Here is a 26,138-nt window from a genome sequence, read left to right as displayed (position 1 = left end):
TGTTTATCTAAAAAACGGTGTTCCTGCCCCACTATAAAATGACTTAAACAACAAAAACAACAAAATACTAACAATTAATTTGCAATAACAACAATAAAAAAATTAAAACGCTTAAAAACAACAAGATAAAAATACCACTCATTGTTAACAAATGTAAATGAAACATTCAGGAGTATATAAAAAAGGAACTTAAGTTGGTTTAAGTTCAATTAGAGTGAATACAAATAAAAAGGGCGCATAAAGCGCCCTTTTAAATATGATTTTATAAAATCAAATTACTTTTGAGATTTTCTTCTACGTAAGAATGCAAAAGGAGTCGCAAGAAGCATTAACCAAGCTAAAGAACCTGATGAAGATTTCTTTTTAGGCTCAGGCACAACAACTGGAGTTTCATCAATATCCGTTAATGTTACTTTCACTTCAAAAGCTGTAGACATTAATTCAGCAGAGTCTTTAGCAACGACTTTAGCCATAAGCTCAGCACCTGCTTCAAAGTCTTGACCTGCTTTTAAGAATAACTGCGCATCTTCAATTTCAAATGCATCGCCTTCCATCACTTCAAAACCAGCTAGAGTCGCATCAGCTTCATGAACCATTGCAGTTAAATCAGCAACTAAAGTACGTTCATTATTTTCTGCAACTGTATCAGTAACCATAGTAACAGTTAATTCAGGAGCAGAATCTGCAACATTATTAACCATAACTTTAATCATTTCTGATTCAGACACTTCACCTGAAGTATTAACAGCAACAACTTCAAGTTCAATCATAGTTAAACCAGCTTCAAAATCTAATTGCTCAGCGTTAGCAACAACCACTGAACCTGATGCAGTTACGTTAACAGCTGAAGAAGTTGAATTTAAAACGATATATTCTGCAACAGGGTTAGAAAATTCAGCAGGGTAAGTTACTTCAAGCTGACCAATTACAGTTTCGCTTGCTGTATTTTCATCTACATTGAACTCAGCAGATGTAACTACTGGAGCGACATTTTGATCAGAACCTGGAGTAGCATTTAATGCTTTTGAGCCAGAAGTTGATAATACAATAAAGTCAGTACCAGCAGTATTAATCTGAGCTGATTCACCAGGTTTTAATACATCAACTACAGACATAGATTCTGCATCATTTGCACTTACCGACATAGTTCCTTCACCACTTGCACTTACAAGTTCTGCAACAACTTTTGCTTGAGAAAATGTATATTCAGTAGTTACATCATCTAATGATGCGCTTGGAATTGGTGTCCAAGTTTCTTCCTCTGTACGAAAACGTACTGTTGCAGTTGCTTGATCTAAGTCTTTGGCTTCTAGACCAAAGTCACCTAAACAACTTTGCAATGTAAGGAAGTTATTACCAACAGTATGGTATGCATTATTTAATGCACCACTAGTTGAGCCATAACCATGAGTGAATGTAATAGGTGTTGCCGGAACATCACGGAACCACTCTAATTTACCATTTTGCACTGTCACATCATACGCACCATCTTGGTCTAAATCGAAATCAGCCATAAAGCCGCCGATATATGTATGAGTGAAACCTTTATCCATGACAAGTGTCGTAAATGTTGCATAACCAGATGCACAAGCTTCTGGAGAAACAGCAACTGTTTCAATAGAAGCTGAAACGAGATCTAACATCGCACCTTCAGCTTCATCTACAGCAGTTACTTCTGCAAAAATAGGTTCAAAATCAACAGAGCCAGTATTAGTTAAAACATGAACTGTTCCCTCATCTGTTAAAGTTGGTGTAATTTCAACTGATGCAGCCGCTTTAGGTAATACATGATAAACTAAGTGGAATGCTTGCTCGCCATCTTCAGAAAAGTTTAAAGCACCATCTAATTCTAAAGTAGTTAAGTCATTAGTTGCTTCTGGCGTTCCTACATTACCTGAATTAAGAGTCCATTCTGGTAATTTAGCTGGATCAATTGTTGCTACAACATCAAATGAGAATACTTGACCTGCTGGAACTGTAATAGACTCAGGGTAACTCATCGCAATAGCACCACGCTCAACATCATCAGCAAAACGATGCTCTAAACTTAGCGAGTATGTTTTAGCTTCATTTGAGAAGTTTTTAACTTGTACTGTTTTTGTTAGCTCAGTACTTTCAGCGAGATTTACTAAACCAAATGATAATGCTGCTTGTTTAGTATCTTTAGCCCATGCAGCAACTGGTAAATTAGATGCTTTTTCAACATCAACTAAACCAGCACCAATATAACTAATAGGTGCCATTGTAGTATCAGGGTTAGTTGCTCTTGGCTCCATAGTCACGTTTAAGCTAGCAGTATTCATAATTGTTGCTTTAAGCTCAAAAGCATTGCGTTCAGGAAGTGCTTCTTTTAATAAACTCATCGCACCTGCTGTCATTGGACCAGAGAAAGAGGTACCTGTCGCACCAGCTAATTCAGTTCCAGTACCAGGCTCTGCAGTCATAATTGAAACACCTGGAGCTGTAATTTCAGGTTTCAATAAGCCATTCATTGAAGGACCACGAGATGTAAATGATGCTATTGCACCTTCTTGGTCAAATAACTCAGAAGCTACTGAGTAAACAACTTCATCTTCACCAGCTAATGCTTCTTTCAATGACATACCAAGCTCATAGCTGATACCAACTGAAGGAATCGCTACTGCCGGATCAGAACCGCCAGGAGCAGTAGCACCTGCACCAGGTGTATGATTAGCGATTAAAACAAACAAAGCACCTTTTTCTTGTGCATTTATTACTTTTTGCGTGAAGTTACAAGCACCACGATCAACAATTACCGTTTTACCTGTAAAATCAGTACCTTCTGCAAAAGGGTCACATGCCATTTGATTATCTGCAGGATATACTAAAGGAGCCGATGTATTATCAAATGAAAATTCTTTTTCAGGGTTAAAACCTGAAGCATTTACACTTTCTTCAGCACCTAAGAAAGCACCTGAAACAACAGCTGACTTTAATACAGGATGCGTCATTGCACCTACTGAAAGTGCATTTTCTGATGTACTTGGACCACCAACAATAAATGGATATGCTCCATCATTACCAGCAGAAATAACTAAGTTTGTGCCTAATCTCACTGCTTCATTTATTAATAAACCAACAGCGTCAGTTGCTCTGTCACCATAGTCACCGCCTAAAGACATATTGATAACATCTACACGGTCTTCAATATTACCATCACCATTTGGATCCATTGCAGATTCTAATGCTAATAATTGTGCTAAACCAGGACAACCACTGTTACATACTGAATAAACAAATAACTCTACATTTGGAGCGATACCTGTAACTGAGTGAGAAACATGTGTTCCATGGCTCGTACCCGCATCAATTGGATCAGGGTCGTTATTTACAAAATCCCAACCACCTTTGACTTGACCTTGTGGCCAAGATACTGCATCTGCTGGATCAGTTGCAGCTGCAGCGTAAGCCTCTAAAGTACCTTCGCCACCAAAAGCAGCATGAGTATAGTCAATACCAGTATCTAAAACAGCAACTCGAACGCCCTCTCCATTTGCAACACCGCTTTCTAATAATGGAGTTGCTTTAATGTAATCTGCGCCATCAGCTATATCTAAATCATAATCATATACTGGATATACATTTTCTACTTCAGCGTGAGCTAATAGTTTTTCAACTTCTTTTTGATCGCCTTTAACAACAATAGAGTTAACTAACTTCGATGTTTTAGCTAAAACAGTTACATTTAAATCCATTGAGCTAATAGTGCTCTCTACTGAATTTTGTGCAGCTTCAATATTTGCGGCATTTGCCATACTAGTTTGAGAGATAGACGCTGTTTTTAGCTTAACCAACCAACTAGAAGCGATTGATGCATTTTGCTTCATTGCTACAGAAGCTTCAGGTTTGATTAATTTTTTATTATTTAAATTATATTGTTCTGCTGTTGCAGCACTTACTGAGCTGGCTGCAACTAATGCACCGGTTACAGCTAAAGCTACAGCTGACTTTTTGATTAAACTTGTAGACATATTTTCCCCTGGAATAAATATTCTGTACTTTTGATTTTATAAATAAAAATGGTGTTCTTTACCCACTATAAAATGACTTGACAAGTAAAGGCAACATATTAGTAACAAAATTAGAGATAAAATTGAAACTCACACTGAAAAAATAAACTAACCACTTAATAAACAACAAGATAAATAAAAACCAACATTGTTAATGAATGTAAATCGAAGCTTTCATTTGTTTTCGAAATAGGTATTGCATTCGTATTATTTTTAATTAAAGGTAATTTAAAGATATAAAAAAGGCGCATATAAATGCGCCTTCATATTAGTAACTAAAGTAATTAATGCGCTTTATGTCTCATTTCCAATACTTCAATTCTAGCAACTTTAACTAAACCTGAAGCTTTAAGCTTTTTACTTGCTTCAATTAAATCCTGGTTTCCAGTTACTTTTAGTACCGCAATTTGAGTTCCAGCATAAGCTGAAACTAAAGATAAACCAGTCTCTTCAGTTACTTGATTAGCTGAAATACCTTTTTTAAGCAATACAGAAATATTACCTGATAAAGCTGACACTTCATTTGTTAACGTATTTCGCACTAAAGTACCTTTAGCAACACGTTCAACAGGAGTATTAGATTTTACAATTGCCATATTACCTTTAGTCGATACTATGCTATTTGCACTTGCAACAGACTTAGGAATATAAACTAAGTTTCTTTCAACCTTATATGAACCAAAGTCAGCTTTTTGAACGATATGTTTAGTTACTTTAGTTTCTGGCTTTAGTAATTCTCTATCAGAGTTAGCTTGTGCAAAAACTGATGTTGATAATAAGGCACTTGCAGTTAATACAGCTATTTTATTAAATTTCATATCTATTCTCCTACTTCTTGAGATGCGTGGCCATATGCTCTAACTGCAACGCCTTCTAAAATACTTGCAGATGCATTATTTGTGTATCCAACAAACCCCCAATCACTTTGACCACCATCTGATGTTTCAAATGTATCAGCGCTTGTATCTAGTATGCGAATAGTCCATTCACCTTTACTTGATTCACCATAAAAAGCATTGGAAAGTAAAACACCGTCTTTTAAAATATAGCCTGGTTGTTCACCATTCTCAAAAGAGTATGCAGGATAAGTGATCGCTTGCTTAGAAGATAAAATGACACTTTTAGTACCAGATGGAGCAGTAACTTCAATTGCTAAATCCATACCAGCTGTCGTTTGAGTCCCATCAATCAACCCATAATTCATATCAACATTGCTGATATCAAATTTAAATTGCATCGCTTCTAAGGCTAACTCTTCTGTTACTTCAACTTTATAAACCAAACCTTCTGCATTATTATCAGGGATCTCACTTGTCATAGCTTCACTATCTACAGCTGAGCCTGAACCAATCCAATCAGTTATTACTTGTTCGCCGAAATCTTTATTATAAGATTTCGCCATAGCAACTGCAGCACCGGCATCTACACGACCAAAACCATATAGGTTATTAAATTTAAAACCAGCTGCATTTTCTACCCAACCTTGATGAGCAGTAAAGTCTGTTTCACCTATTTTAAATGTCACCTGTGCATTATCAGCATCATTTTGTGTACTTGTAGATGCTAAAATATGACGCACATCACGCCAAGTTAACTCTGGGTTTGCTGACAAAATTAATGAAACAACACCTGAAGCATTTGGCGCAGCAGAAGATGTACCATTGAAAGTTGAAGTGTAATTACAGCTTGCATTTTCTTCATGTCCTGGGAAATTAAATGGGAACTGTGATTTTACAAATTCTTCGCCATAAAACTCAGTCCACGCCGCAATGGTACGGCCAGTAAAACCAGAATAGCCACTTAAACATGTCATTTGATCTGCTGTCACCATAGCTGGCGCATAACGACCATATTCACCTGATGGTGCTGAAACAAATACATTCGCACCTGCCGCAGAATAGCTTGTATGTTTACCATCTGTATTAACCGCTGCAACACTTAAATAGTAAGGGTGAACTTGGCTTGGTTCAAATGAAGCGTTATAACAAGTTAAACCTAGTTCGTTCGCACCATTATCTTCACATAAAGAACCTTCATTACCATCATCACCAAACGAATTACCGCTTGATTTCATAGTAACAGCACCCTTACCATCACGTAAGTTTAGATTAGGGTAAGATTCTATTGCTTCATCTAGCTCTGAATAACTAAAGTGTGTTGGCCAACCTAAACCATAACTACGGTTAAACACACCTACATTATCGCTTTTAGCTATACCACTACCAGGGAAACCATGAATTAAGTATTCAGTTTGAGGCACATTGCCACCACCTAAATAATTCATACCAATTAAGCTAGTATCAGGTGCAACACCACGTCCGCCTAATCCATTCCAGCCTTTTGCTGCAATTAAACCAGCAACAGATGTACCGTGATCGCCAGTAATTGAAGTTGGTGAGGGATCGGTTTTATCTGTAGCACCTTCTTTAATATTTAATGAGCGGTTAGGAAGTACATTAGGCTCTAAATCTTCATGACGAATTTCAAGTGCAGAATCAACAACAACAGCTGTTACACCTTGACCTGTTACACCTTGAGCATAAGCGCTCATAACATTCATATCTTCGCCAGCAATTAGTTTAGCCTCTTCTTCTTCAAACCAGCCATTTACTTTAGCTGTCGCATCTTCTTCAGATTCACCGCGACCTTTGTAGAGTTCCACTAAGCCAGATTTCATTTCATCACTTAATGCATACGCTTTTTGGCCAGTATTCCTTAAATGCCATTGTTGATTTGCAAGTGGATCACCAATAACTTCAGAAACTACAACTTTAGCAGATGCTGATTTACCATTTGCAGATACAGCATAATCAATTTCAACTGCTTCACCAGATAAAGATACATAAGAATAGTCAAGGCCAGTTAACTCTAAGACACCATGACTGAAAGTATATACACCATTTTCAGCTGTGATAGCTTCACCATTTTCAGTGAAGCTTACAGTTAATGCATCACCGTTTGAGTCTACTGCTTTTAAAGTACCTGTAGATGGTACCCATTGTTTTGCTGAATCAATTACAACATTTGCAGCTGTAGGTGCTACATCTACAACTTCAACTGGCTTTGATTTAGAATCACTTCCACCACAACCTGCTAAAGATAGCAAAATAGCTGTAGATAATACTGAAAGCTTCAGATTATTCTTTTTCATAAATTTCCCATTGTTTTTATTTTATTTCGCCAAAGAAAGTACCTAATATAAAAACCTGCTTCAATAGGCTATTTACATTTGTTTTCAATTTTTATACAAAGTTGATTGTTAGGTTACAGAAAAATTATCCCTTTTTTACTGATATTGGGCGCTTTTATTTGCCCATTTAATATTACTGAGGTAAAAAGGATAAAAACCAAACAATAAATTGGAAATACCATGAATTTAAAACCGTCACTTTTGATTATTGGCCTAACGGCTAGTTTACTTTCGCTATCAGCGACTGCTAATACTGCTTTTGAAAAACCATCTGATGCTGTTGAATACCGCCAATCTGCATTTTCAATGATAGGCACTCAAATTGGTGATATGGGCGCGATGCTAAAAGGTAAAGTTCCTTTTGATGCTAAACGTTTTGCTATGCGTGCTAACAATGCTGCTGCATTATCAAAAATGCCATGGGAAGCTTTTGTTGCAGGTACTGAAATGGGCAAAGCTAAAACAAGTGCTTTACCAGAGATTTGGTCTGATAATGAAAAGTTCATGAAAAAAGCAACTACTTTTCAAATGTATGCAGATGAATTAGCAACTGTCGCCGCTACAGGTGATAAAAGTAAGATAAAGAAAGCATTTGGTAATTGGGCTAAAGGTTGTAAAGATTGTCATAAATCTTTTAAAGACTAATTTGTCGATTTAACATAGCTGATAGGGCTTGCAGCTCTATCAGCTAAATATACTTTATGAAAAAAGCATTTCTAATGGCTCTAAACCCCAGATATAAAGAACCAAACTCAATATAACAACTAAGATCAAAAAGCCCCACCAGCCAGATTTCATTTCACCATCTTTAAGCTCCGATCCAGCACTAAACCCTGTGATCATAGGTTTAACTAAATTTTTACCTCGAATACGATAAACAACAATAGCAAGAATATGTATCGCTATCGCAATTAAAAGAATATCAAAATTCAACTTATGTACACTACTGGCAAGTTCAACCCAACTCGATGCGACATATTGCACTAACGGCCCATCAGTTAAGATATCATCAGTTGTCATTAGGCCTGAAACACCTTGAACTAACAGTAAACAGAAAAACGCCAATACCATATAGCTACCTGCAGAGTTATGGCCTCTGGTATATGAATTTGACTTAATAGAATTAAGAACTGCTTTAGGAGAGTGCAGTAAAGCTGCTAATTTTGCAGTATCACTACCAATAAAACCCCAAAATAAACGTGCTATGATTAAAGATAATACACTATAGCCAGCTACAAAATGCACATCCATCCACCCTTCTTCCCCAGAAAAGTAAAGTACTGCTATCAGTAAAACCAATGACCAATGAAAAAAGCGGATGAAACCATCCCATACTTTAATTTTTTCCACTTTAAACTCCAACTCAATAAAAATCGATACTTTGCTTATGCATTATTGTGCCATAAAGCGAAATAATATGCGTAAAAATGAGACAACAAAGCAATTTTGACTGTTCAAACACTAAGTGATAAATGTGCAATAATTGACAATTAAATCGTGCGCGATATAATTTGCTGAATTTATAATTAGGAACAAAATTATGTCTGATTTTTATCAACTACAAGCAATGAGCTTGCAGCAGCAAAATATTAATATGAAAGACTATCAAGGTAAGGTAGTTTTAATTGTAAATACGGCAAGCAAATGCGGATTAACACCGCAATATGAGGGTTTGCAAAAATTATATGATGAGTATAAAGATCAAGGCTTAGTGATTTTAGGCTTTCCATGTAATCAATTTCGCCAACAAGAACCCGGTGATGCAAACCAGATCTCTGAAGGTTGCCTAATCAATTATGGCGTAGACTTTCAAATGTTTGAAAAAATTGATGTAAACGGCGCGAACAGCCACCCTATTTATCAATACCTAAAATCAGCCTTACCAGGTATGTTTGGCAACAAGATAAAATGGAACTTTACCAAGTTCTTAATTGCCAGTGATGGCACGCCCATTAAGCGCTTTGCTCCTACAACCAAACCCGCGGCAATAGAGCAATATATTCAACAAGCATTAGCGAAATAAATATGTCTCCAACAAATGATCATCAAATTTTAGAAAACCAGTTATGTTTTCCGCTTTATGCGGCGTCTAGGTTGGTAACGCGTTTATATCAACCGCTTTTAGAACAATATAATCTGACCTATACGCAATACATAGTATTAATGATTTTATGGCAAGATGATGGTCTTAGCGTGAAACAAATAGGCGAAAAATCATTACTTAATAGCAATACATTAACGCCATTATTAAAACGTATGCAACAAGCTCAATTGTTAGAGCGAATAAAAAATAAATCTGATGAAAGGCAAGTGGATATCAAGCTCACACCTAAAGGATGGCAGTTAAAACAAGACCTAGCCTGCATACCGCAACAATTAATCAATCAAACAGATTACGATACTGAAAAAGGCAAACAGCTTAAAACTTTATTAGAGCAGCTTATCGCACAATTAAAATAAAGTAATATTTACCATTAAGTTTTGCTTTTACTGCCGATATATTGTTCATAATCAATAAATAAATTAGAACAATAAAGGTTTATCAGTGGAAGATTTAGTCAATTTTTTAACAACAATACATGCAGATAAAGCAACAAATTCTAATAAAGATCAAAATAAACAAGCTTCTGAAACTACTGTTAAAAAAGAAATGAAAAAAACAAATCAGAAAATCAAATATGGGATCAAATCGAACGCAGACAAAATAGAGATCGCAGAAAAGTAAAAGTAAATAGAGGCCGCTGGTTAGACTCTCGACAACAGACTGATCGCCGAAAAAGCTTAGTTTTTTATACTCAGATATAAATTGGCTATTAAATTGTTTATTTAACCATTTTTTAGCTAAAACACTAACACCACAAATAATCCCTCGATACAAAAATAAAGATAACTCATTGTTTTAATTTAAAATAAAAACATGGCATCGATATTGAAATAGCTTATACATCAACAGGAAAGATAATAACTATTTAGATACAGGAAGCCATAACATGACAACATTCGCAAAAAAAACATTATCAGTACATTCTAAAACATTTGGTACAGCGCTTGTTTTAGGTTCAACTCTATTATCTGGTTCAGCACTTGCTCATAACAATTCAAATAGCATTAATATTTCATCTGACAGCTGTAATATGGCGTTCCAACATACTGTTCGCATTCAGCCAAATACTCTTGAAATACAAACACAAAATGATCAAATTATGCGAATCGAACAAGATGGTACTTTATATATAAACGATGAAGCTATTAACTTAAATTCTCAAGAACAACAAACTGTTGAGAACTATGCCGATAACTTACGTGAGCAATTACCACAAGTTGCCAATATCGCACTAGAAGGCGTAAAAATTGCGGGCATTGCAATTGATGAAGTCGGTAATGCATTTGGTTTAAATAGCATGGATTCAATATCTGAATTAATGGATGAATTATCAGTTGAAATTCACGATCAATTTTATCAAGACGGTACTTTTGTAATGAGCCAAAACGGATTTGATTCAATTGACGATACATTTGGCGAATCGTTCGAAAATAAAATGGAAGAAGCAATGCAAGCTGCAGTAATGGATTCAATTGGCGGTTTATTAGTTGCACTTGGCTCTGAACTTATCGGCTCAGGCGGAGATATGGATGAATTCGAAAACCGCATGCAAAATATGGGTAAACAAATTGAAGAAAAAGTAGAGCTTCAAGCTAAAAACTTAGAAGAAAAAGCAGAAGCACTTTGTGGCTCAATGGAAAAACTAGCGCAACAAGAAGATCAACTTCAAGAATTTTTACCTGAACTGAAAGCTTATGATTTATTTGCGGTAAATCACTAGTCCAACCAAAGTCAGTCATCAAAATAGGAAGGCCACATTAGTGGCCTTTTCTATTTATCAATTTAAAATAATTCAGGCTAAGGCCCTACAAAAATCACTTCAAATAAAGGGCTATATTTTCGTCATCTATTTGCTCTGGTTTTAAAAATTTTTGAGCATAAGTTAAATAAACATCCGAACTTAAAAACAACTCAAATAAATCACTATCAATATGCTTTTGTTGCCTCATATAATCTAAAATTGCAATACTTTGACTTAAAGATTTAGCTGGCTTATAAGGCCTATCACTTGCTGTTAAAGCTTCAAAAATATCCGCTATAGATAAAATACGTGATTCGATAGAGATTTCATCTCCTTTTAAGCCTTGTGGATAACCTGTACCATTAATTTGCTCATGATGAGAACCTGCAATCTCAGGCACTCTTTTTAAGTTATCAGGGAAAGGTAATTGCTCTAACATATTAATCGTTTCAACAATGTGATGATTGATTATGTAGCTCACCTCCTCATTAATTGTACCTATGGCAATCACTAAATTATGTAATTCTCCCAAATTATATCTATACTCTGGGCGCTTCATATTAAATCTAAGGTGAGAATCAAGTTCCAATTTATTGGCGATATGCGGTATACGATGCTCAGCTTTATCTGATAACACAAACTCTTGAGACGGGAGTTCTGAACTTGGTTTATTTCGCCTTAATACTTCAAAACGCATTCGCACTTCATGTATTCGATTATAAATAGCCTCTAATTTGGAGGCTTTATCAACAACATCTTCAGGTGTTGTGACCTTGCCACAATCATGTAACCAAGCAGCTATTTTAAGCTCATCCCATTGTTCACTAGAAAGGCTAAAGTTTTTTAATCGCGCTTTATTTGAATTAGCAGCCTCTTGTGCCAACATCATAGTAAGCTCTGGCACTCTTTGACAATGCGCCCCTGTATAAGGTGATTTAGTATCTATTGCGCCCGCGATGAGTTGAATAAATGATTTCATAAGCTGCTTTTGATTTTCAAATAACTTATCCCCTTCAATTGCCAATGATACAAATTCAGATAAAGCCCTTGCAATACCTTTACTTTTTTCAAGCTCACTCTCTTCCATTTTATGGCAAAAGCTAAAACCTAATAGACCAATTATTTGATTATTACGATCAATTAAAGGCAATAACAAGGCATTTATTTCTGAATTTTCAGGGTAAACTTTGGCTACTTCTAAAGCCGCTTTCAGCTCTGCATCGAGTTGCACAAACTGTACTTCACCTAACATAAATTTATCGATTTTTGTCTGCTGATGCCTTTCTATATCTATCTCCGTAAAATCATCTATATTAAGGGTACTACCATTACTCCATGCCACTAAAGGGTTTAGTATATTTTTTTGAGATGCATCGTTTAAAAATATAAATGATGCATCAGCTTTTAACATCACACACGACTTGGCGCTTACTTTTTCCAATAAAACCATCAAATTTTTTTCCTTGGCTAATACTTCTAATAGACCAAAAAAATGATGTAACGAATGCCGCATATCAAATACGCTGTCCTCAAGTGCAGCAAGCTCAGTAATATGAGATCTTTCATTATTTGCTTGCCCAAGCTTTAATCCTGCTATATTTTGAGTTTGCAAAGCGACTCTATGAATTGGGCGTATCAACCCCCGAGAAAACAGCCAACTTAAAGGTACAAAAGCCAGTACAATCAGTAGTGATATTTGCAAATTCTCTATTAGCGCAAAATTTGAAGCGGCTAAAATATCATCTTCTGGCATAGCTACAAATAGCTTTACACTCACTCCTTTTAAATGATTAATCGAAACCACTTTACCGAGCCATTTTTCATTTTCAAAAAAGATACTAGACAAGCCATATTGGTCAAGATTTTTATCAACAAATATATCTAAAGCTTTTTTGCTTTTTTCAGTAAAAAATTGACTTTTATTCTCATCACTTTGAGGAAATAAAACACCGAACTTTTGATAAGCAAGTAAACTGTTATTTTTACTTAATAAGGCTTGCACAGTATTATTATCAAGATAACTTGCTTTTAATTGATTAGACAGCCCTATCATATTGATATCAATACCCGCTACAACATCATTATCAATACTACTTTGCACTAAGGTCATTATTTTATTATTTCGGTCAAATGCCTGATAGGGTGCAACAATCGAAGCCGAAGGACTAATCAAACCTCTTTGATACCATGGCCTTGAAAATATTTTATAGGCTGTACTTATACTTAATGGCTCACCAATTTGATTTAGTAATCGATCTAAAAAAATCATTTTGAATTGATTGTCATCTTCACTTTGATGCTGCATAAGCTTAACTAAATACATCGCATCTTGAGGCGCTTTTAAATTAACTCGTTCTGCTTGTGATTTTATTTGATCAACAGATATAAAATTTCCAGATTTAAAGCCGATATAAACTGCGTCGGCAAGAGCATCTATGGTTAAATAGTTTGCGAGCTCTTTAATTAAGCGAGAATCTGCTTGATAAGTTTCAAAATCTTGCCACTCTTTACGACTGGTTATATACTTTAGCCGATAACCTGCGGGCGTAAACTGTGTACGAAGATTTTTCACTTCACTTTCAATCGATAAATCAAACTGCTTTGAAGCAGATTCAAACGCATAATCAGCCATTCGATAATAACTAACACCAATTAAAGTTCCTGCGCTTAACAATAAAAAAATGTAAAAGCTATTCCTGTATAGCTTAATAGAGATAACTTAATACCTTTCAACAAATCCCCCTAAAATCACCTAAAAGTCATCAACATATACAATTATACGCTTAAAATTCAAAAAAATTTGAGATATATCAATGAAACCAGAAAATACTTTAAGTTATTTTTAATTAACAATTACGATATTTTAATCTATTCAACAAGATGAATTTACAAGCAATTAGTATAGTTACCACGCGTTCCTGCATTACTAACCAGTTGTGGTGTTAATAGTGATATTCTCATCGCAATTGGTCGGTAATTTTTCATTTTAGCGTTTTCATATATTGCTTTATTTTTGCTTGAAGGCTTAACAATATGAGACCCACTTTAACGCCCTAATTTTTTATTACCCTAAACTCGTTATTGCGTTCCTTTGCTTTTTCACTATAACGAGTTTTTTTATTTCAATTCATGGGTATACTTAATATACCTCTGCAACTAACTTACTTTGGATCTTTATTGAACTCAGTCACTAAAAAGCTAAAATGCAGTAAATTAACCCATAAATTACTACTGTCATTCGGCATTATTTTTATGCTTAGTTGCCTAATTGGTTTTTTCTATTTCGACAGCTCAAATCAATATAATCAGCACGCTCAAGAATCAGATTATACTCACGATATATTAATTAAATATTCTGATGTGGCTAAACTGAGTTTAGAAAAGCTCATTGCCATGGGCGAAATAGTCAGAACAGGGCAAGTACAAACCCCCCAGTTAAAAGCAGAAAAAGCTCAAGTATTGCGACAGTCCCTATTTGATATCCGCCAAATATTACTAAAAAAATCAAGTGTCACTAATCATGCAAATATCAACCTTGAATTACAAGCGTATGATAAAATTTCGCAAAAAGTAGAGCGAATACTGACAACCAATAACGAAATAAAATTGCTTGTTGCTGAAGATAAATTGCCACAGGCTAAAAAATTATTTAGCTTGTTACAACAACAAAATATAGATACCGAGTTTAACTTACTCATTGATAAAGCTGTAAAACAAGAGCAATTTCAAGCAGAACAAATTCGTAAAAGTGTAAATCAACTTTATCATAAAAATAATCAAATATTATTAACTGCATTAGGCGTAATGAGCTTGTTTACCTTATTTACATTTTGGTACTTTTGGCGCCGTATTAATGTAGCAACAAAACAATTATTAGGTGCAACACAAGAGTTTAGTAACGGCGAATTAGATTACCGAATTGCACCACAAAAGGATTTTGAATTTCAATTTTTAGGTGAGTCTTTAAATAATATGGCTGAGCAATTATCTGAGCAGCAATATCAGCTCACAATTGCAAAACGCTCACTTGAAGAAAAAGTACAACAAAGAACTTATGACTTAGAATTAAGTAATACTCGGTTAGCTCAAGTAGATCAGCAGCGCCGTCAATTTTTAGCTGACATTGGCCACGAATTACGTACACCTTTGACTATTATTAGAGGTGAGTCTGAAGTGGTATTAAGAGGAAGCACTGACAATATCAATGATTACAAACAAGTACTAAGCTGTATTATTGATGAAGTAAAACATACTACAGCACTAATTGAAGACTTAATGTTAGTTGCTCGCTCAAGCGCAGGACAGCTCTCATTACAAAGAAGCGAGTTTAATATTTCACTGTTAATAAGCGAGTTATTCGAAAAATATCAAAGAAAAGCACAAGAAAAACAACAGGAAATATCTTTGAATTTACCCGATGACGAGCTTTATATTGAGGCTGATGAACGTCGTATTCGACAAGTATTAATGATTTTATTAGAAAATGCGCTTAGCTACTCTAAAACAGGTGCCTTAAATGAAATTAAAGTATCTATGCATAAAGAATTTATTGCGGTTAAAATAATAGATCAAGGCATTGGCATTACTGACAATGAGCAGCAACAAGTATTTGAACGATTTTATCGTGGTAATCGTAGTGTCACTTCTGGTTCTGGCTTGGGTTTACCTGTTGCCAAAGCAATTATTGATGCTCACGAAGGACATATAACTTTAAAACCGAATAAAAATGCCCAAGGCAGTACTGCAACCGTATTATTGCCATGGCACTTTAAAGAAAAGGCTGAAATTAAATGAGAATTTTATTAGTTGAAGATGACGATCGTGTAGCCAGTTTTTTAGAGCGTGGATTACGAGCTGAAGGCTACTTTATTGTACGTGCTGCAGATGGCAAAGAAGGATTAGCATTGGCACTTGAAGGTGACTTTAAACTTATTTTATTGGATATAATGTTACCAGGCTTAAATGGCTTAGAAGTCTGTCAAGCTTTACGAATAAAACAAAATCATACGCCAATTATCATGCTTACAGCTATGGATGAGTCTCAAGATATTGTCAAAGGCTTGCGCTTAGGTGCTGATGATTATGTTACTAAACCATTTGCATATGATGAGTTGTTAGCAAGAATTGAAGTTGTATCTAAACGCACACAAGCCACTAAAACCAATAGTGACGCTTTATCATTTGGACCTATCAACTTTGATCGTGATAGCTATGTTGTTACTTTAAATGAAGAAGAAGTGTCTCTTACCGTAAAAGAGATGGCGATATTAGAATTATTAATGACACATCCAGGAAAGTACCTAAGCAGAGAGCGCATATTAACTAATGTTTGGGGTATGGACATGGACCCTATGACCAATGTCGTTGATGTGTATATAGGTAAATTAAGAAAGAAATTAATGTTCGAATTAAATGATAAACAAATCAGTATGGTTGAAACAAAACGTGGTATTGGATATCGCTTAGTTGAGTGTTAATACCTTAAACGTTAAGAAACCTCATAACTTGAGGTTTCTTAACCTTATTTTTAAGCCTAGGTTTGCTTAATATTATGCTCTTTAGATTGCCCCTTAAATCTCCATTTTGATAATAAACGTTTTATCTTTTGTTTTCTCCAACTGAGTAAAACCAGTGTAATAAGCAAGTAAATTACCGGCTCTATCCAACCAGACTTTAATGACCAATAAAAATGTAAAACCACAATAGGCACGGTTATATAGATTAAGTTATGTAATGGCTGCCAACGTTTACCTAGTTTTCTCCTAATAAACATTGGTGAACTTATAGAAAGCAGCAGCAATACCAGCCAAGCAAACATACCAACTGTTATATAAGGGCGTTTTACAATCTCACTGAATAATAATGGCCAATCAAGCTGTAAATCAAATATGAAAAAGCTTAATAAATGCAAGCTTGCATAAAAGAATGCATACAAGCCAACAAGTCGCCTTACTTGCATTAAAGGTATAAATTTAACTTTTGGTGCTAAAGGACTAATTATTAAGCCTAAAAGTAAAACCTTAAGTGCACTTAGCCCAGTAAAGTGAGTAAGTTCTTGTACAGGATCTGCGCCTAGCTGATCTTGTATCGCCAAATAAAACACAAAAACTACAGGCATAAACAAAATACAATGTAATGTGGTTTTTAATAATATGATTTTATCTTTGGTTTTTAACTTCACTACTATTACCTCTTTTACCCGGCTAAAGTCCCTTCACTAGATAAATATTAAAAGTACTTTTTAAGATTCATGCCTTTATATAAATGTGCGACGTCTTTGCCGTACCCATTAAAAGGTAAAGTTGTTATACGGTTCCTATCAAATAAACCACCACTAGTAATGCGCCTTTCTGATGCTTGGCTCCATCTTGGGTGTGATACATCAGGATTTACATTGGCATAAAAGCCATATTCTTGCGGTGCTAATTGATTCCAGCTTGTTGGTGGTTGATGTTTTACTAATTTAATAGAAACAATCGATTTAATGCTTTTAAAACCATATTTCCAAGGTACCACTAACCGAATTGGTGCACCATTTTGAGGTGGCAGCGTTTTGCCATATAAACCAACTGCCAAAAAACTCAGCGGATTCATCGCTTCATCTATTCTCAATCCTTCAACATAAGGATAATTTATGCCACCAAAACGACTACGCTGACCTGGCATTTGTTCCTTATCATGCAAGGTTTCAAATGCGACATATTTAGCATCTGAAGTTGGATCAGCTTGTTTTATTAATTTAGCTAGTGAAAAACCAAGCCAAGGGATCACCATAGACCAAGCTTCTACACAGCGAAGCCGATAAATACGCTCTTCTAAAGCAAACTGTTTATATAAATCATCATAATTCAGTGTAAAAGGTTTATTCACTTCACCGTGAATTTTTAACTGCCAAGGTTTTACTTGAAAGTGCTGTGCATTTTCAACGGGATCTGATTTTTTTGTACCAAATTCATAAAAGTTATTATGAGAAATCACTTTAGCTTCAGGTGTACGCTTTTGTTCATCAAGTACCGCCGCTTTAAAATCGAGCGGTTTAGTTTCAAATAATGGTTTTTCTTCTTTACTAAAAAAACTAAAAGGATTGGCATTTGCAGCATTTGAACTTGCTAATAATCCACCGGCACCAATAAAACCCATTTTTTTTATCACATCTCTGCGCTGATGATAAATCGATTCATCAGTCACTTGCGCTTCAGTTAAGTGATTTATACCTTTATTTTTTATTAGCATTACAACTCCAAATTTAAAACGCTCTCATAATTAGAACGAAATACTCAATAAAAACGTTCAAATAAATCTAAAAAGGGCTAAAAATTAATATATTTATAATTAAATTCACTTTTTTGACTGAATTTTAAGCAAACAGTCAAATTAAGTATTTACACAAGCATATCAGCTAAGTATTATCTCACCCCAACGGAGAGATGGCAGAGTGGTCGAATGCACCGGTCTTGAAAACCGGCATGGGTTTATAGCCCATCTAGGGTTCAAATCCCTATCTCTCCGCCACTTTTTTTTACTAGGTTATTAATATAATTTAGATTTAATTCACTCCTTTATCTAAATAATTCCCTATAAAAGAAGACTTGAACATCTATGTTCATTTTAATGCGTTAAAATTAAGCGTCGGAGAGGTGGCCGAGTGGCCGAAGGCGCTCCCCTGCTAAGGGAGTATAGGGTTTGTAGCTCTATCGAGGGTTCGAATCCCTCCTTCTCCGCCATTTAATTCTTATCGAAGGCCTCTTTTGAGGTCTTTTTTGTTTCTGTGATATAATTTTACAACTTTCACAAAATCTCATCTAACCTTTTAAAATCAACGACTAAAAAAACAATCAATACCATTCTAAAATCTCTAAACAAGGTTTTTTTTCATAAAAACATCAATTTGTATCATTTTTGTTCATTGTTTTTTTAACTTCTATTCCCATCTAGTTCACATTACCTTATAATAGCGCCCCAAATATCGAGTCAAAGCGGAAGAAATTTAAAAATTCGCTTATACTGTGACTCCAGAATTCATTTTGAATGCAACTTTAAGAGTAGAACAATGGCAGATTTATCAAAGTACAGAAATATTGGTATCTTCGCTCACGTTGATGCTGGTAAAACAACGACAACTGAACGAATCTTGAAACTTACTGGTCAGATCCACAAAACTGGTGAAGTACATGATGGTGAGTCAACAACAGATTTCATGGAACAGGAAGCTGAGCGCGGTATTACTATCCAGTCTGCTGCTGTTACTTGTTTCTGGAAAGATCACCGTTTTAACGTAATCGATACTCCTGGACACGTTGATTTCACAGTTGAAGTTTACCGTTCACTTAAAGTATTAGATGGCGGTGTTGGTGTTTTCTGTGGTTCTGGTGGTGTTGAGCCTCAGTCAGAAACTAACTGGCGTTATGCGAATGAATCAGAAGTTGCACGTATTATCTTCGTAAACAAATTAGACCGTATGGGTGCTGATTTCTACCGCGTTGTTAAGCAAACTCAAGACGTACTAGCTGCTAACCCACTAGTAATGGTTTTACCAATCGGTATCGAAGACGATTTCGTTGGTGTTGTTGACCTTCTTACTCGTAAAGCATACGTTTGGGATGACACTGGTCTTCCAGAAAACTACGAAGTAACTGATGTTCCTGCGGACATGGTTGACAAAGTAGAAGAATACCGTGAAATGCTTTTAGATACTGCTCTTGAGCAAGATGATGAGCTTTTAGAAGCTTACATGGAAGGCGAAGAGCCATCTATGGAAGAAATCAAACGTTGTATCCGTAAAGGTACTCGTACAATGGACTTCTTCCCAACTTACTGTGGTTCAGCATTCAAAAACAAAGGTGTTCAATTAATCCTTGACGCTGTTGTTGATTACTTACCTTGTCCTACAGATGTTGATCCTCAACCTCTTACAGATGAAGAAGGCGAACCAACTGGCGCAGTAGCTACAGTTTCTGCTGATGAAACATTTAAAGCGTTAGCATTTAAAATCTCTGATGACCGTTTTGGTGCACTTACTTTCGTTCGTATCTACTCAGGTACGCTTACTAAAGGTGACACTATTCTTAATGCTGCTACAGGTAAAACTGAGCGTATTGGTCGTATGTGTGAAATGCAGGCTGATGATCGTAACGAACTTACTTCTGCACAAGCGGGTGATATCATCGCTATCGTTGGTATGAAGTCTAACGTTCAAACTGGTCATACATTATGTGATCCTAAAGATCCAATCATCCTAGAAGCAATGGTTTTCCCTGAACCAGTAATCTCTATCTCTGTTAAGCCAAAAGATAAAGGTTCAACTGAGAAAATGGGTATTGCTATCGGTAAAATGGTTGCTGAAGATCCAACTTTCCGCGTTGAAACTGATGAAGATTCAGGTGAAACAATCCTTTCAGGTATGGGTGAACTTCACTTAGATATCAAAGTTGATATCCTTAAGCGTACTTACGGTGTTGAGCTAGAAGTAGGTCAGCCACAGGTTGCTTACCGTGAAACTATCACGTCTGAAATCGAAGATTCTTACACGCATAAGAAACAATCTGGTGGTTCTGGTCAATTCGGTAAAATCGATTACCGTATCAAGCCTGGCGAACCTGGTTCTGGTTTCGTATTTACTTCATCTGTTGTGGGCGGTAACGTTCCTAAGGAATTCTTCCCAGCAGTTGAGAAAGGCTTCAAAGTAATGATGGACGAAGGTGTTCTTGCCGGCTTCCCAGTACTTGACGTTGAAATCGAATTATACGACGGTGGCTTCCACGCAGTTGATTCATCTGCTGTTGCTTTCGAAATCGCTGCTAAAGGCGCTTTCCGTCAGTCTATCCCTAAAGCGGGTGCACAGCTAATCGAACCTATCATGAAAGTTGACGTTTTCACGCCAGACGATCATGTTGGTGACGTAATCGGTGACCTTAACCGTCGTCGTGGTATGATTGCTGGTCAAGACGCTGGTGCAACTGGTGTTCGTATCAAAGCTGACGTACCTCTTTCAGAAATGTTTGGTTACATCGGTTCTTTACGTACTATGACATCAGGCCGTGGTCAATTCTCTATGGAATTTGGTCATTACATGCCTTGTCCTAACAGCGTTTCTGAAAAAGTAATTGCTGACGTAAAAGAAGCTAAAGCAGCTAAAAACAAGTAATTAATTTGTTTTAGTTAACCTGAATAAAAACCCCGGTTATTTTATAACTGGGGTTTTTTAATGCCTAAATTATAGAGAGTTACTTTTAGCGAATGTAAATTCCAACAGGTAAAAATACTCTAAATAGTAAGTCTATGGTCGATAATTGATAAGGAAGGCGAGAAAGAAGTACCAAAAAATAAATATTGCTGGAAAGGGTGTTATTTAAATGATGAAAAGATTATGACGCCGTGCTAATTGATTTTTTATTATTTTGCTTAATTGCACACTGACAAAGGCCGCCAGATAAAGCAGGACACTGTTTACAAGGTGATTTTTTTAATGGTTTAAGCGCAAAACTCATATTAGTAGGCTTAGGTTCTATTTTAACAACAACTTGCTTATTCGTAACTACTTCGTTTTGCCCTAAAGCCTGAGTTACCATTTTATTTGCTAACTTTTCAATTTCTAAAGCAGATAAGTTCATTAAGTTATTACTCATACTTTCATCAGCTTTAAGTGACTTCTTTAGCTCTGATTTTATCGCTTTTTTTAATAATTTATATTGCTTCTTTAAGGCTATTTCAGCTTGCTCGGTCATCATATTTATTAACTAAGATATTCAGAACTTGTATTCTAAATAAAAATTATTCTCAGTCAATTAATATCCATCGATAAATCCCATTAATTATATATCTAATAAAACACTTGCCTATAAACCAGATAACTGTAATGATAATAGTTATCATTACAGTTATCTGGTTTAATATGAATAGTGCACAAGCTACCGTTATTTATAATCAACAAGTGAAAATGCTTAATCGCTGTAAAAGTATGCATAGTGCTCATGTTGTTGCACAGTTTATTGATGCGGGCTTAACTTTGGCGCGAAGTTATTCAAAAGAACAGTGCATCCTACTTCAGGAGCTATTCCTTCGGCGCACTTATCATGACCTTATCAATAAAATTTGTGACCCATTACAATCTGAATGCATGAGGAAGCAATGCTTAGATCAACTCTATAAGCCATTATTAGCATTAAAACGGTTTTATAAACAATACGACGCTAGCCATACAAAATATCATAAATTAGAGCGTGAGTTACGTATTTTAAGTCATGAATTTAACCCCTATTAAAGAAGAGTATTATGAAAAATAGCAGAATTGAAAAAGACAGCATGGGTGAACTAGAAGTCCCTGAAACCGCCCTATATCAAGCGCAAACACAAAGAGCGATAAATAACTTTCCAGTAAGCGGTTTAACTATGCCTGCCAGTTTTATACAGGCATTAGCCTATATCAAATACGCTGCAGCACAGACTAATGCTGAACTGGGATATTTAGATGGCGAACGCGCCATCGCGATAGAAAAAGCCTGCGAACAACTCATTGACGGCAAACATTTAGAGCAATTCCCAATAGATGTATTTCAAACTGGTTCTGGCACTAGTTCAAATATGAACGCCAATGAAGTGATTGCAAGTTTAGCAAGCCAACAAGCTAATTTAGATATCAACCCAAACGATCATATCAATATGGGCCAAAGCTCAAATGATGTGATCCCAAGTGCAATTCAAATTAGTAGCGCAATCACGGCATATTTCAATTTATTACCTGCAATTGAGCATTTAATACAAGCATTAGACAAAAAATCAGCTGAAATTGGTCATATAGTAAAAACAGGCCGCACGCATTTAATGGATGCGATGCCTGTAACTTTTGCACAAACATTAGCAGCATGGAAAAGCCAAATTCAAAATGCAAAGCTAGGAATTATGCAGTCACTTGAACAAGTAACCTCTCTAGCACAGGGTGGTACTGCGGTTGGCACAGGAATAAACGCCGATACACAGTTTGCAGGAAAGTTTTCTTCTAACCTAAGTGCAGCAACAGGTATCAGTTTTAAACCGAGTGATAACTTTTTCTATAATATCGGCTCACAAGACGTCATAGTGACCTTATCTGGTCATTTAAAAGTATTATCAATTGCCTATATGAAAATAGCGAACGATTTACGCTGGATGAATTCAGGCCCTCTTGCAGGATTAGGAGAAATAGAGCTTGAAGCACTTCAACCAGGTTCATCAATTATGCCAGGCAAGGTAAACCCTGTTATACCTGAAGCGACAGCTATGGTAAGTGCACAAGTAATAGGTAATGATGCAACGATAACCGTTGCTGGTCAATCTGGAAATTTTGAACTAAATGTTATGCTACCCGTTGTTGCATACAACATATTACAAAGTATAGATTTACTGAGTAACATAAGTTATTTATTAGCTGATAAAGCAATCACTAGCTTTGTAGTAAAAGAAGATCATATAAACGAAGCGCTCACTAAAAATCCAATTTTAGTAACCGCTTTAAATCCTGTCATTGGTTATTTAAAAGCTGCTAAAATAGCAAAAAAAGCCTATAAACTGGGCCAACCGATAATTGATATTGCAGAACAAGAAACAGATTTATCTCGTGATGAATTATTAAAATTGTTAGATCCTGCAAAGTTAACTAAAGGTGGCATTAGTAATACAGATTAATAGATAGCAACTATACTTAAAGCAAGGATTTAAATAGGAAGCCTTGCTTTATGATAGTTCAACTTTTAGTGACACAAACTGATTTTTGCATTCTTAATCTTGAATGTGAATTTCAAACTGTGGGTATCGATTACCATATCGACTACATTGAAGATAACCCAAAGTTAGTCAGTGAAAACAATATTCGTCATTCACCTAATATTTTTATAGATGGCGAGCTTGTTTTTAGACACCAACCTACAACTTCTGAGCTACAAGCCTATTTTTGTAGTTGATCCAATAAATGCCTAAGCTCACCCACATCGCTTTACATGTTAAAGACGTAGATGCTTGTGTATTTTTTTATCAAAATTATGCAGGCCTTAAACTTGTTAGAGACCGTCATGTAAATGGTAAACATATTATTTGGTTAGCTGAACCAGATAAAGAATCGCAATTTATTTTTGCCATTTTACCCGGAGGGCCTGGCCACCAGCAGTCTCAATCTGATTTTTCTCACTTTGGTTTTGCATTATCTAGCAAAGAAGACGTAGATAAACTAGCCAATAAAGCAAAAGAGGATGGCATATTATTATGGCCGACAAAACAAGAGCCTTTCCCTGTGGGCTACTACTGCGGCGTATTAGATCCTGATGGTAATCGTATAGAGTTTAGTTTTGGACAACCTTTAGGCTAAAATCTAGTTTTTGTTTTTAACGTCTAAAAATGTAAATAATAACTTCCAATTTCTACTCATAAACTTAACTCATCTAACTTTACCTCAAAGCCCCTTTAATGCTTAAATACTGCTCTCTTTAAAAGGCGCGCTTGGAAACCATGAAAAAATTACTCTGCACATTAGCTCTTAGTAGCTTAACATTTATAACTTCTGTTACTGCTCAAGAATTTACACCTAAACAAATAGAACAAGTTTCTGAAATTCGTACTAATGCATTAAACAGTAACTTAGCTTTCGATATTCTAAGTTCACTCACCACAGAAGTCGGTCCAAGATTACCTGGCACTAAAAATGATGCTTTAGCAGTACAATGGGCGCAGGACAAATTCAAAGAGCTCGGTTATGACAAAGTATGGATTGAGCCTGCTACATTTCCTTCATGGCGTCGATACAGTGAATCAGGTGCTATTATCACACCTTCAGCACAAACATTACATTTAACAGCTTTAGGTGGCAGTGTCAGTACGCCTAAAGCAGGTATTACAGCAGAAGTTATTCAATTTGAAACGTTAGATGAACTTATTGCTGCACCTAAGGGTATCGCCAAAGGAAAAATTGTATTTATTAACTATAAAATGAATCGCCATATAGACGGTAATGGTTATGGTCCTGCAACACGCGCACGCCGTACAGGTGCAATTGAAGCAGCAAAAAAAGGCGCTGTAGGTTTTATGATGCGCTCGGTAAGTACTTCACACCATAGATTTGCACATACAGGCGCCAGCCAATATAAAAAAGGCGTTGTTCAAATTGTAAAAGTCGCCATTCCAAACCCAGATGCAGATCAAATTTCTCGTTTAACTGCTTTAAATAAAACAGTTAAAGTGAACATAAACGTACAAACTGAAGATTTAGGTGAAGGAAAAAGTTATAACGTTATTGGTCAGATCAACGGCACACAAAACCCTGAACAATATGTATTAATTGGTGGTCATTTAGATTCTTGGGATCTAGGTACTGGAGCATTAGACGATGGTGCTGGTGTTGCTTTAACTATGGCAGCAGCAAAATTCATCGCCGATGTTAAACGTCCAAAACGCAGCGTACGTGTTGTTTTATTTGCAGCTGAAGAGCTAGGTTTATGGGGCGCTAAAGCTTACGCAAAAGCACACGCTAAAGATAAACATAATATTGTAGCTGCTGCAGAATCTGACTTTGGCGCAGATTTTATTTATGGCTTTCAATCAAATGTTGAAGCTGCGTCATTACCAGTTGTAAGAGCAATAGCAGAACAATTATCGCCGCTTAATATCGAGTATATTGGTGCTAATAAAGCTGCAAATGGCCCTGACTTAATTCCATTACGTAAATTAGGTGGACTTGCAGGTTTCGCATTACATACTGATGGTACAGACTATTTTGATTACCATCACACAGCTGATGATACTTTAGATAAAGTAAGCCCTAAAAAGATACAACAAAATGCCGCAGCATACGCCGTATTTGCATTTATGGCCGCTGATGCTGATAAAACAATTAAAGGTAAATAATACCAATTCCAATAAATATGTGATCAATCTAAATGGTCTAAATATACAATAGCTGCGTTGCTTTCAATCCCAATAGCCAGCTATTGCTCAATCAAGCGCCTTGCTCTTGAAAGTTTATTCTCATTTATATTAGCTCACTAACTTAATAGAATTGGTATAAGTTATAGGGGACTAAACTCCCATCTACTTTTCTAATTAAGTAGA

Annotated in this window: 21 protein-coding genes and 2 tRNA genes; 15 read left to right on the top strand and 8 right to left on the bottom strand. The window is 35.8% G+C overall.

Annotated features, from left to right (window positions below; genetic code table 11):
• Nucleotides 1-275: 275 nt before the first annotated feature.
• The 3 genes from KO527_RS17570 to KO527_RS17560 all read right to left on the bottom strand — a co-directional run bounded on the left by KO527_RS17570 (nt 276) and on the right by KO527_RS17560 (nt 7,182).
• A complete protein-coding gene (locus tag KO527_RS17570) occupies nt 276-3,992 on the bottom strand; it encodes a S8 family serine peptidase (protein ID WP_216041585.1) in 3,717 nt (1,238 codons plus the stop codon).
• Between the two features lie 323 nt (nt 3,993-4,315).
• Complete coding sequence (locus KO527_RS17565; protein ID WP_216041584.1) at nt 4,316-4,849, bottom strand: hypothetical protein; 534 nt, start codon at nt 4,847-4,849, stop codon at nt 4,316-4,318.
• A 2-nt stretch (nt 4,850-4,851) separates the two neighbouring features.
• Nucleotides 4,852-7,182, bottom strand: coding sequence for a S8 family serine peptidase (locus tag KO527_RS17560; protein WP_216041583.1), 2,331 nt, complete (start codon nt 7,180-7,182; stop codon nt 4,852-4,854).
• 219 nt (nt 7,183-7,401) lie between these two features.
• Here KO527_RS17560 and KO527_RS17555 point away from each other — a divergent pair, with 219 nt between their 5' ends.
• Nucleotides 7,402-7,866, top strand: a complete 465-nt coding sequence (locus KO527_RS17555; protein ID WP_216041582.1) for a cytochrome c — start codon at nt 7,402-7,404, stop codon at nt 7,864-7,866.
• Nucleotides 7,867-7,920: 54 nt separating this feature from the next.
• On the opposite strand, the gene KO527_RS17550 is transcribed toward KO527_RS17555, so the two are convergent.
• Entirely contained in the window at nt 7,921-8,571 is a 651-nt protein-coding gene (locus tag KO527_RS17550; RefSeq protein ID WP_216041581.1) for a cytochrome b/b6 domain-containing protein, read from the bottom strand.
• 190 nt (nt 8,572-8,761) lie between these two features.
• Between KO527_RS17550 and KO527_RS17545 the strand changes: the two genes are divergently transcribed.
• From KO527_RS17545 to KO527_RS17530, 4 genes are all read left to right on the top strand, one after another.
• A complete protein-coding gene (locus KO527_RS17545) occupies nt 8,762-9,244 on the top strand; it encodes a glutathione peroxidase (RefSeq protein ID WP_216041580.1) in 483 nt (160 codons plus the stop codon).
• A 2-nt stretch (nt 9,245-9,246) separates the two neighbouring features.
• Nucleotides 9,247-9,681 (top strand): MarR family transcriptional regulator, encoded by a 435-nt coding sequence (locus tag KO527_RS17540; protein WP_216041579.1) that lies wholly within the window; start codon nt 9,247-9,249, stop codon nt 9,679-9,681.
• An 85-nt stretch (nt 9,682-9,766) separates the two neighbouring features.
• Nucleotides 9,767-9,946: a hypothetical protein gene (locus KO527_RS17535; RefSeq protein WP_216041578.1), complete on the top strand. Its 180-nt coding sequence runs from the start codon at nt 9,767-9,769 to the stop codon at nt 9,944-9,946.
• A 265-nt stretch (nt 9,947-10,211) separates the two neighbouring features.
• Nucleotides 10,212-11,045: a YggN family protein gene (locus tag KO527_RS17530; RefSeq protein ID WP_216041577.1), complete on the top strand. Its 834-nt coding sequence runs from the start codon at nt 10,212-10,214 to the stop codon at nt 11,043-11,045.
• Between the two features lie 94 nt (nt 11,046-11,139).
• Here the strand turns inward: KO527_RS17530 and KO527_RS17525 are convergent, their stop codons facing one another.
• A complete protein-coding gene (locus KO527_RS17525) occupies nt 11,140-13,698 on the bottom strand; it encodes an HD domain-containing phosphohydrolase (protein ID WP_216041576.1) in 2,559 nt (852 codons plus the stop codon).
• A gap of 545 nt (nt 13,699-14,243) precedes the next feature.
• Here KO527_RS17525 and KO527_RS17520 point away from each other — a divergent pair.
• Both KO527_RS17520 and KO527_RS17515 read left to right on the top strand, forming a co-directional pair.
• Nucleotides 14,244-15,860, top strand: coding sequence for a HAMP domain-containing sensor histidine kinase (locus KO527_RS17520; protein WP_252733852.1), 1,617 nt, complete (start codon nt 14,244-14,246; stop codon nt 15,858-15,860).
• A complete protein-coding gene (locus tag KO527_RS17515) occupies nt 15,857-16,543 on the top strand; it encodes a response regulator transcription factor (protein ID WP_042151988.1) in 687 nt (228 codons plus the stop codon). Before KO527_RS17520 ends, KO527_RS17515 begins: the two co-directional genes overlap by 4 nt.
• Nucleotides 16,544-16,599: 56 nt before the next feature.
• Here the strand turns inward: KO527_RS17515 and msrQ are convergent, their stop codons facing one another.
• On the bottom strand, nt 16,600-17,247 hold the full coding sequence (gene msrQ, locus KO527_RS17510; RefSeq protein WP_216041574.1) for a protein-methionine-sulfoxide reductase heme-binding subunit MsrQ: 648 nt from the start codon (nt 17,245-17,247) through the stop codon (nt 16,600-16,602).
• A gap of 47 nt (nt 17,248-17,294) precedes the next feature.
• Entirely contained in the window at nt 17,295-18,299 is a 1,005-nt protein-coding gene (msrP, locus tag KO527_RS17505; protein WP_216041573.1) for a protein-methionine-sulfoxide reductase catalytic subunit MsrP, read from the bottom strand.
• 188 nt (nt 18,300-18,487) lie between these two features.
• On the opposite strand from msrP, the gene KO527_RS17500 reads away from it, so the two are divergent.
• The 3 genes from KO527_RS17500 (at nt 18,488) to fusA (ending at nt 21,210) form a co-directional block, all read left to right on the top strand.
• Nucleotides 18,488-18,578, top strand: a tRNA-Ser gene (locus tag KO527_RS17500).
• 119 nt (nt 18,579-18,697) lie between these two features.
• Nucleotides 18,698-18,790, top strand: a tRNA-Ser gene (locus tag KO527_RS17495).
• 326 nt (nt 18,791-19,116) lie between these two features.
• Complete coding sequence (gene fusA, locus KO527_RS17490; RefSeq protein WP_216041572.1) at nt 19,117-21,210, top strand: elongation factor G; 2,094 nt, start codon at nt 19,117-19,119, stop codon at nt 21,208-21,210.
• 220 nt (nt 21,211-21,430) lie between these two features.
• Here fusA and KO527_RS17485 read toward each other — a convergent pair whose 3' ends face one another.
• Nucleotides 21,431-21,793: a hypothetical protein gene (locus KO527_RS17485; protein ID WP_216041571.1), complete on the bottom strand. Its 363-nt coding sequence runs from the start codon at nt 21,791-21,793 to the stop codon at nt 21,431-21,433.
• A 164-nt stretch (nt 21,794-21,957) separates the two neighbouring features.
• Between KO527_RS17485 and KO527_RS17480 the strand changes: the two genes are divergently transcribed.
• The 5 genes from KO527_RS17480 to KO527_RS17460 all read left to right on the top strand — a co-directional run bounded on the left by KO527_RS17480 (nt 21,958) and on the right by KO527_RS17460 (nt 25,934).
• Nucleotides 21,958-22,326, top strand: a complete 369-nt coding sequence (locus KO527_RS17480; RefSeq protein ID WP_231665213.1) for a hypothetical protein — start codon at nt 21,958-21,960, stop codon at nt 22,324-22,326.
• Nucleotides 22,327-22,337: 11 nt separating this feature from the next.
• Complete coding sequence (locus tag KO527_RS17475) at nt 22,338-23,726, top strand: class II fumarate hydratase (protein ID WP_216041570.1); 1,389 nt, start codon at nt 22,338-22,340, stop codon at nt 23,724-23,726.
• Between the two features lie 50 nt (nt 23,727-23,776).
• Nucleotides 23,777-24,001, top strand: a complete 225-nt coding sequence (locus KO527_RS17470; RefSeq protein WP_216041569.1) for a thioredoxin family protein — start codon at nt 23,777-23,779, stop codon at nt 23,999-24,001.
• A gap of 8 nt (nt 24,002-24,009) precedes the next feature.
• Entirely contained in the window at nt 24,010-24,402 is a 393-nt protein-coding gene (locus tag KO527_RS17465) for a VOC family protein (RefSeq protein ID WP_216041568.1), read from the top strand.
• Nucleotides 24,403-24,542: 140 nt separating this feature from the next.
• Nucleotides 24,543-25,934, top strand: a complete 1,392-nt coding sequence (locus tag KO527_RS17460; protein WP_216041567.1) for a M20/M25/M40 family metallo-hydrolase — start codon at nt 24,543-24,545, stop codon at nt 25,932-25,934.
• Nucleotides 25,935-26,138 lie beyond the last annotated feature (204 nt).

Origin of the sequence: Pseudoalteromonas sp. C2R02 (assembly GCF_018860845.1) — a bacterium.
Taxonomy (GTDB): Bacteria; Pseudomonadota; Gammaproteobacteria; order Enterobacterales; family Alteromonadaceae; genus Pseudoalteromonas.
This window is presented reverse-complemented; position numbering and strand designations above follow the sequence as displayed.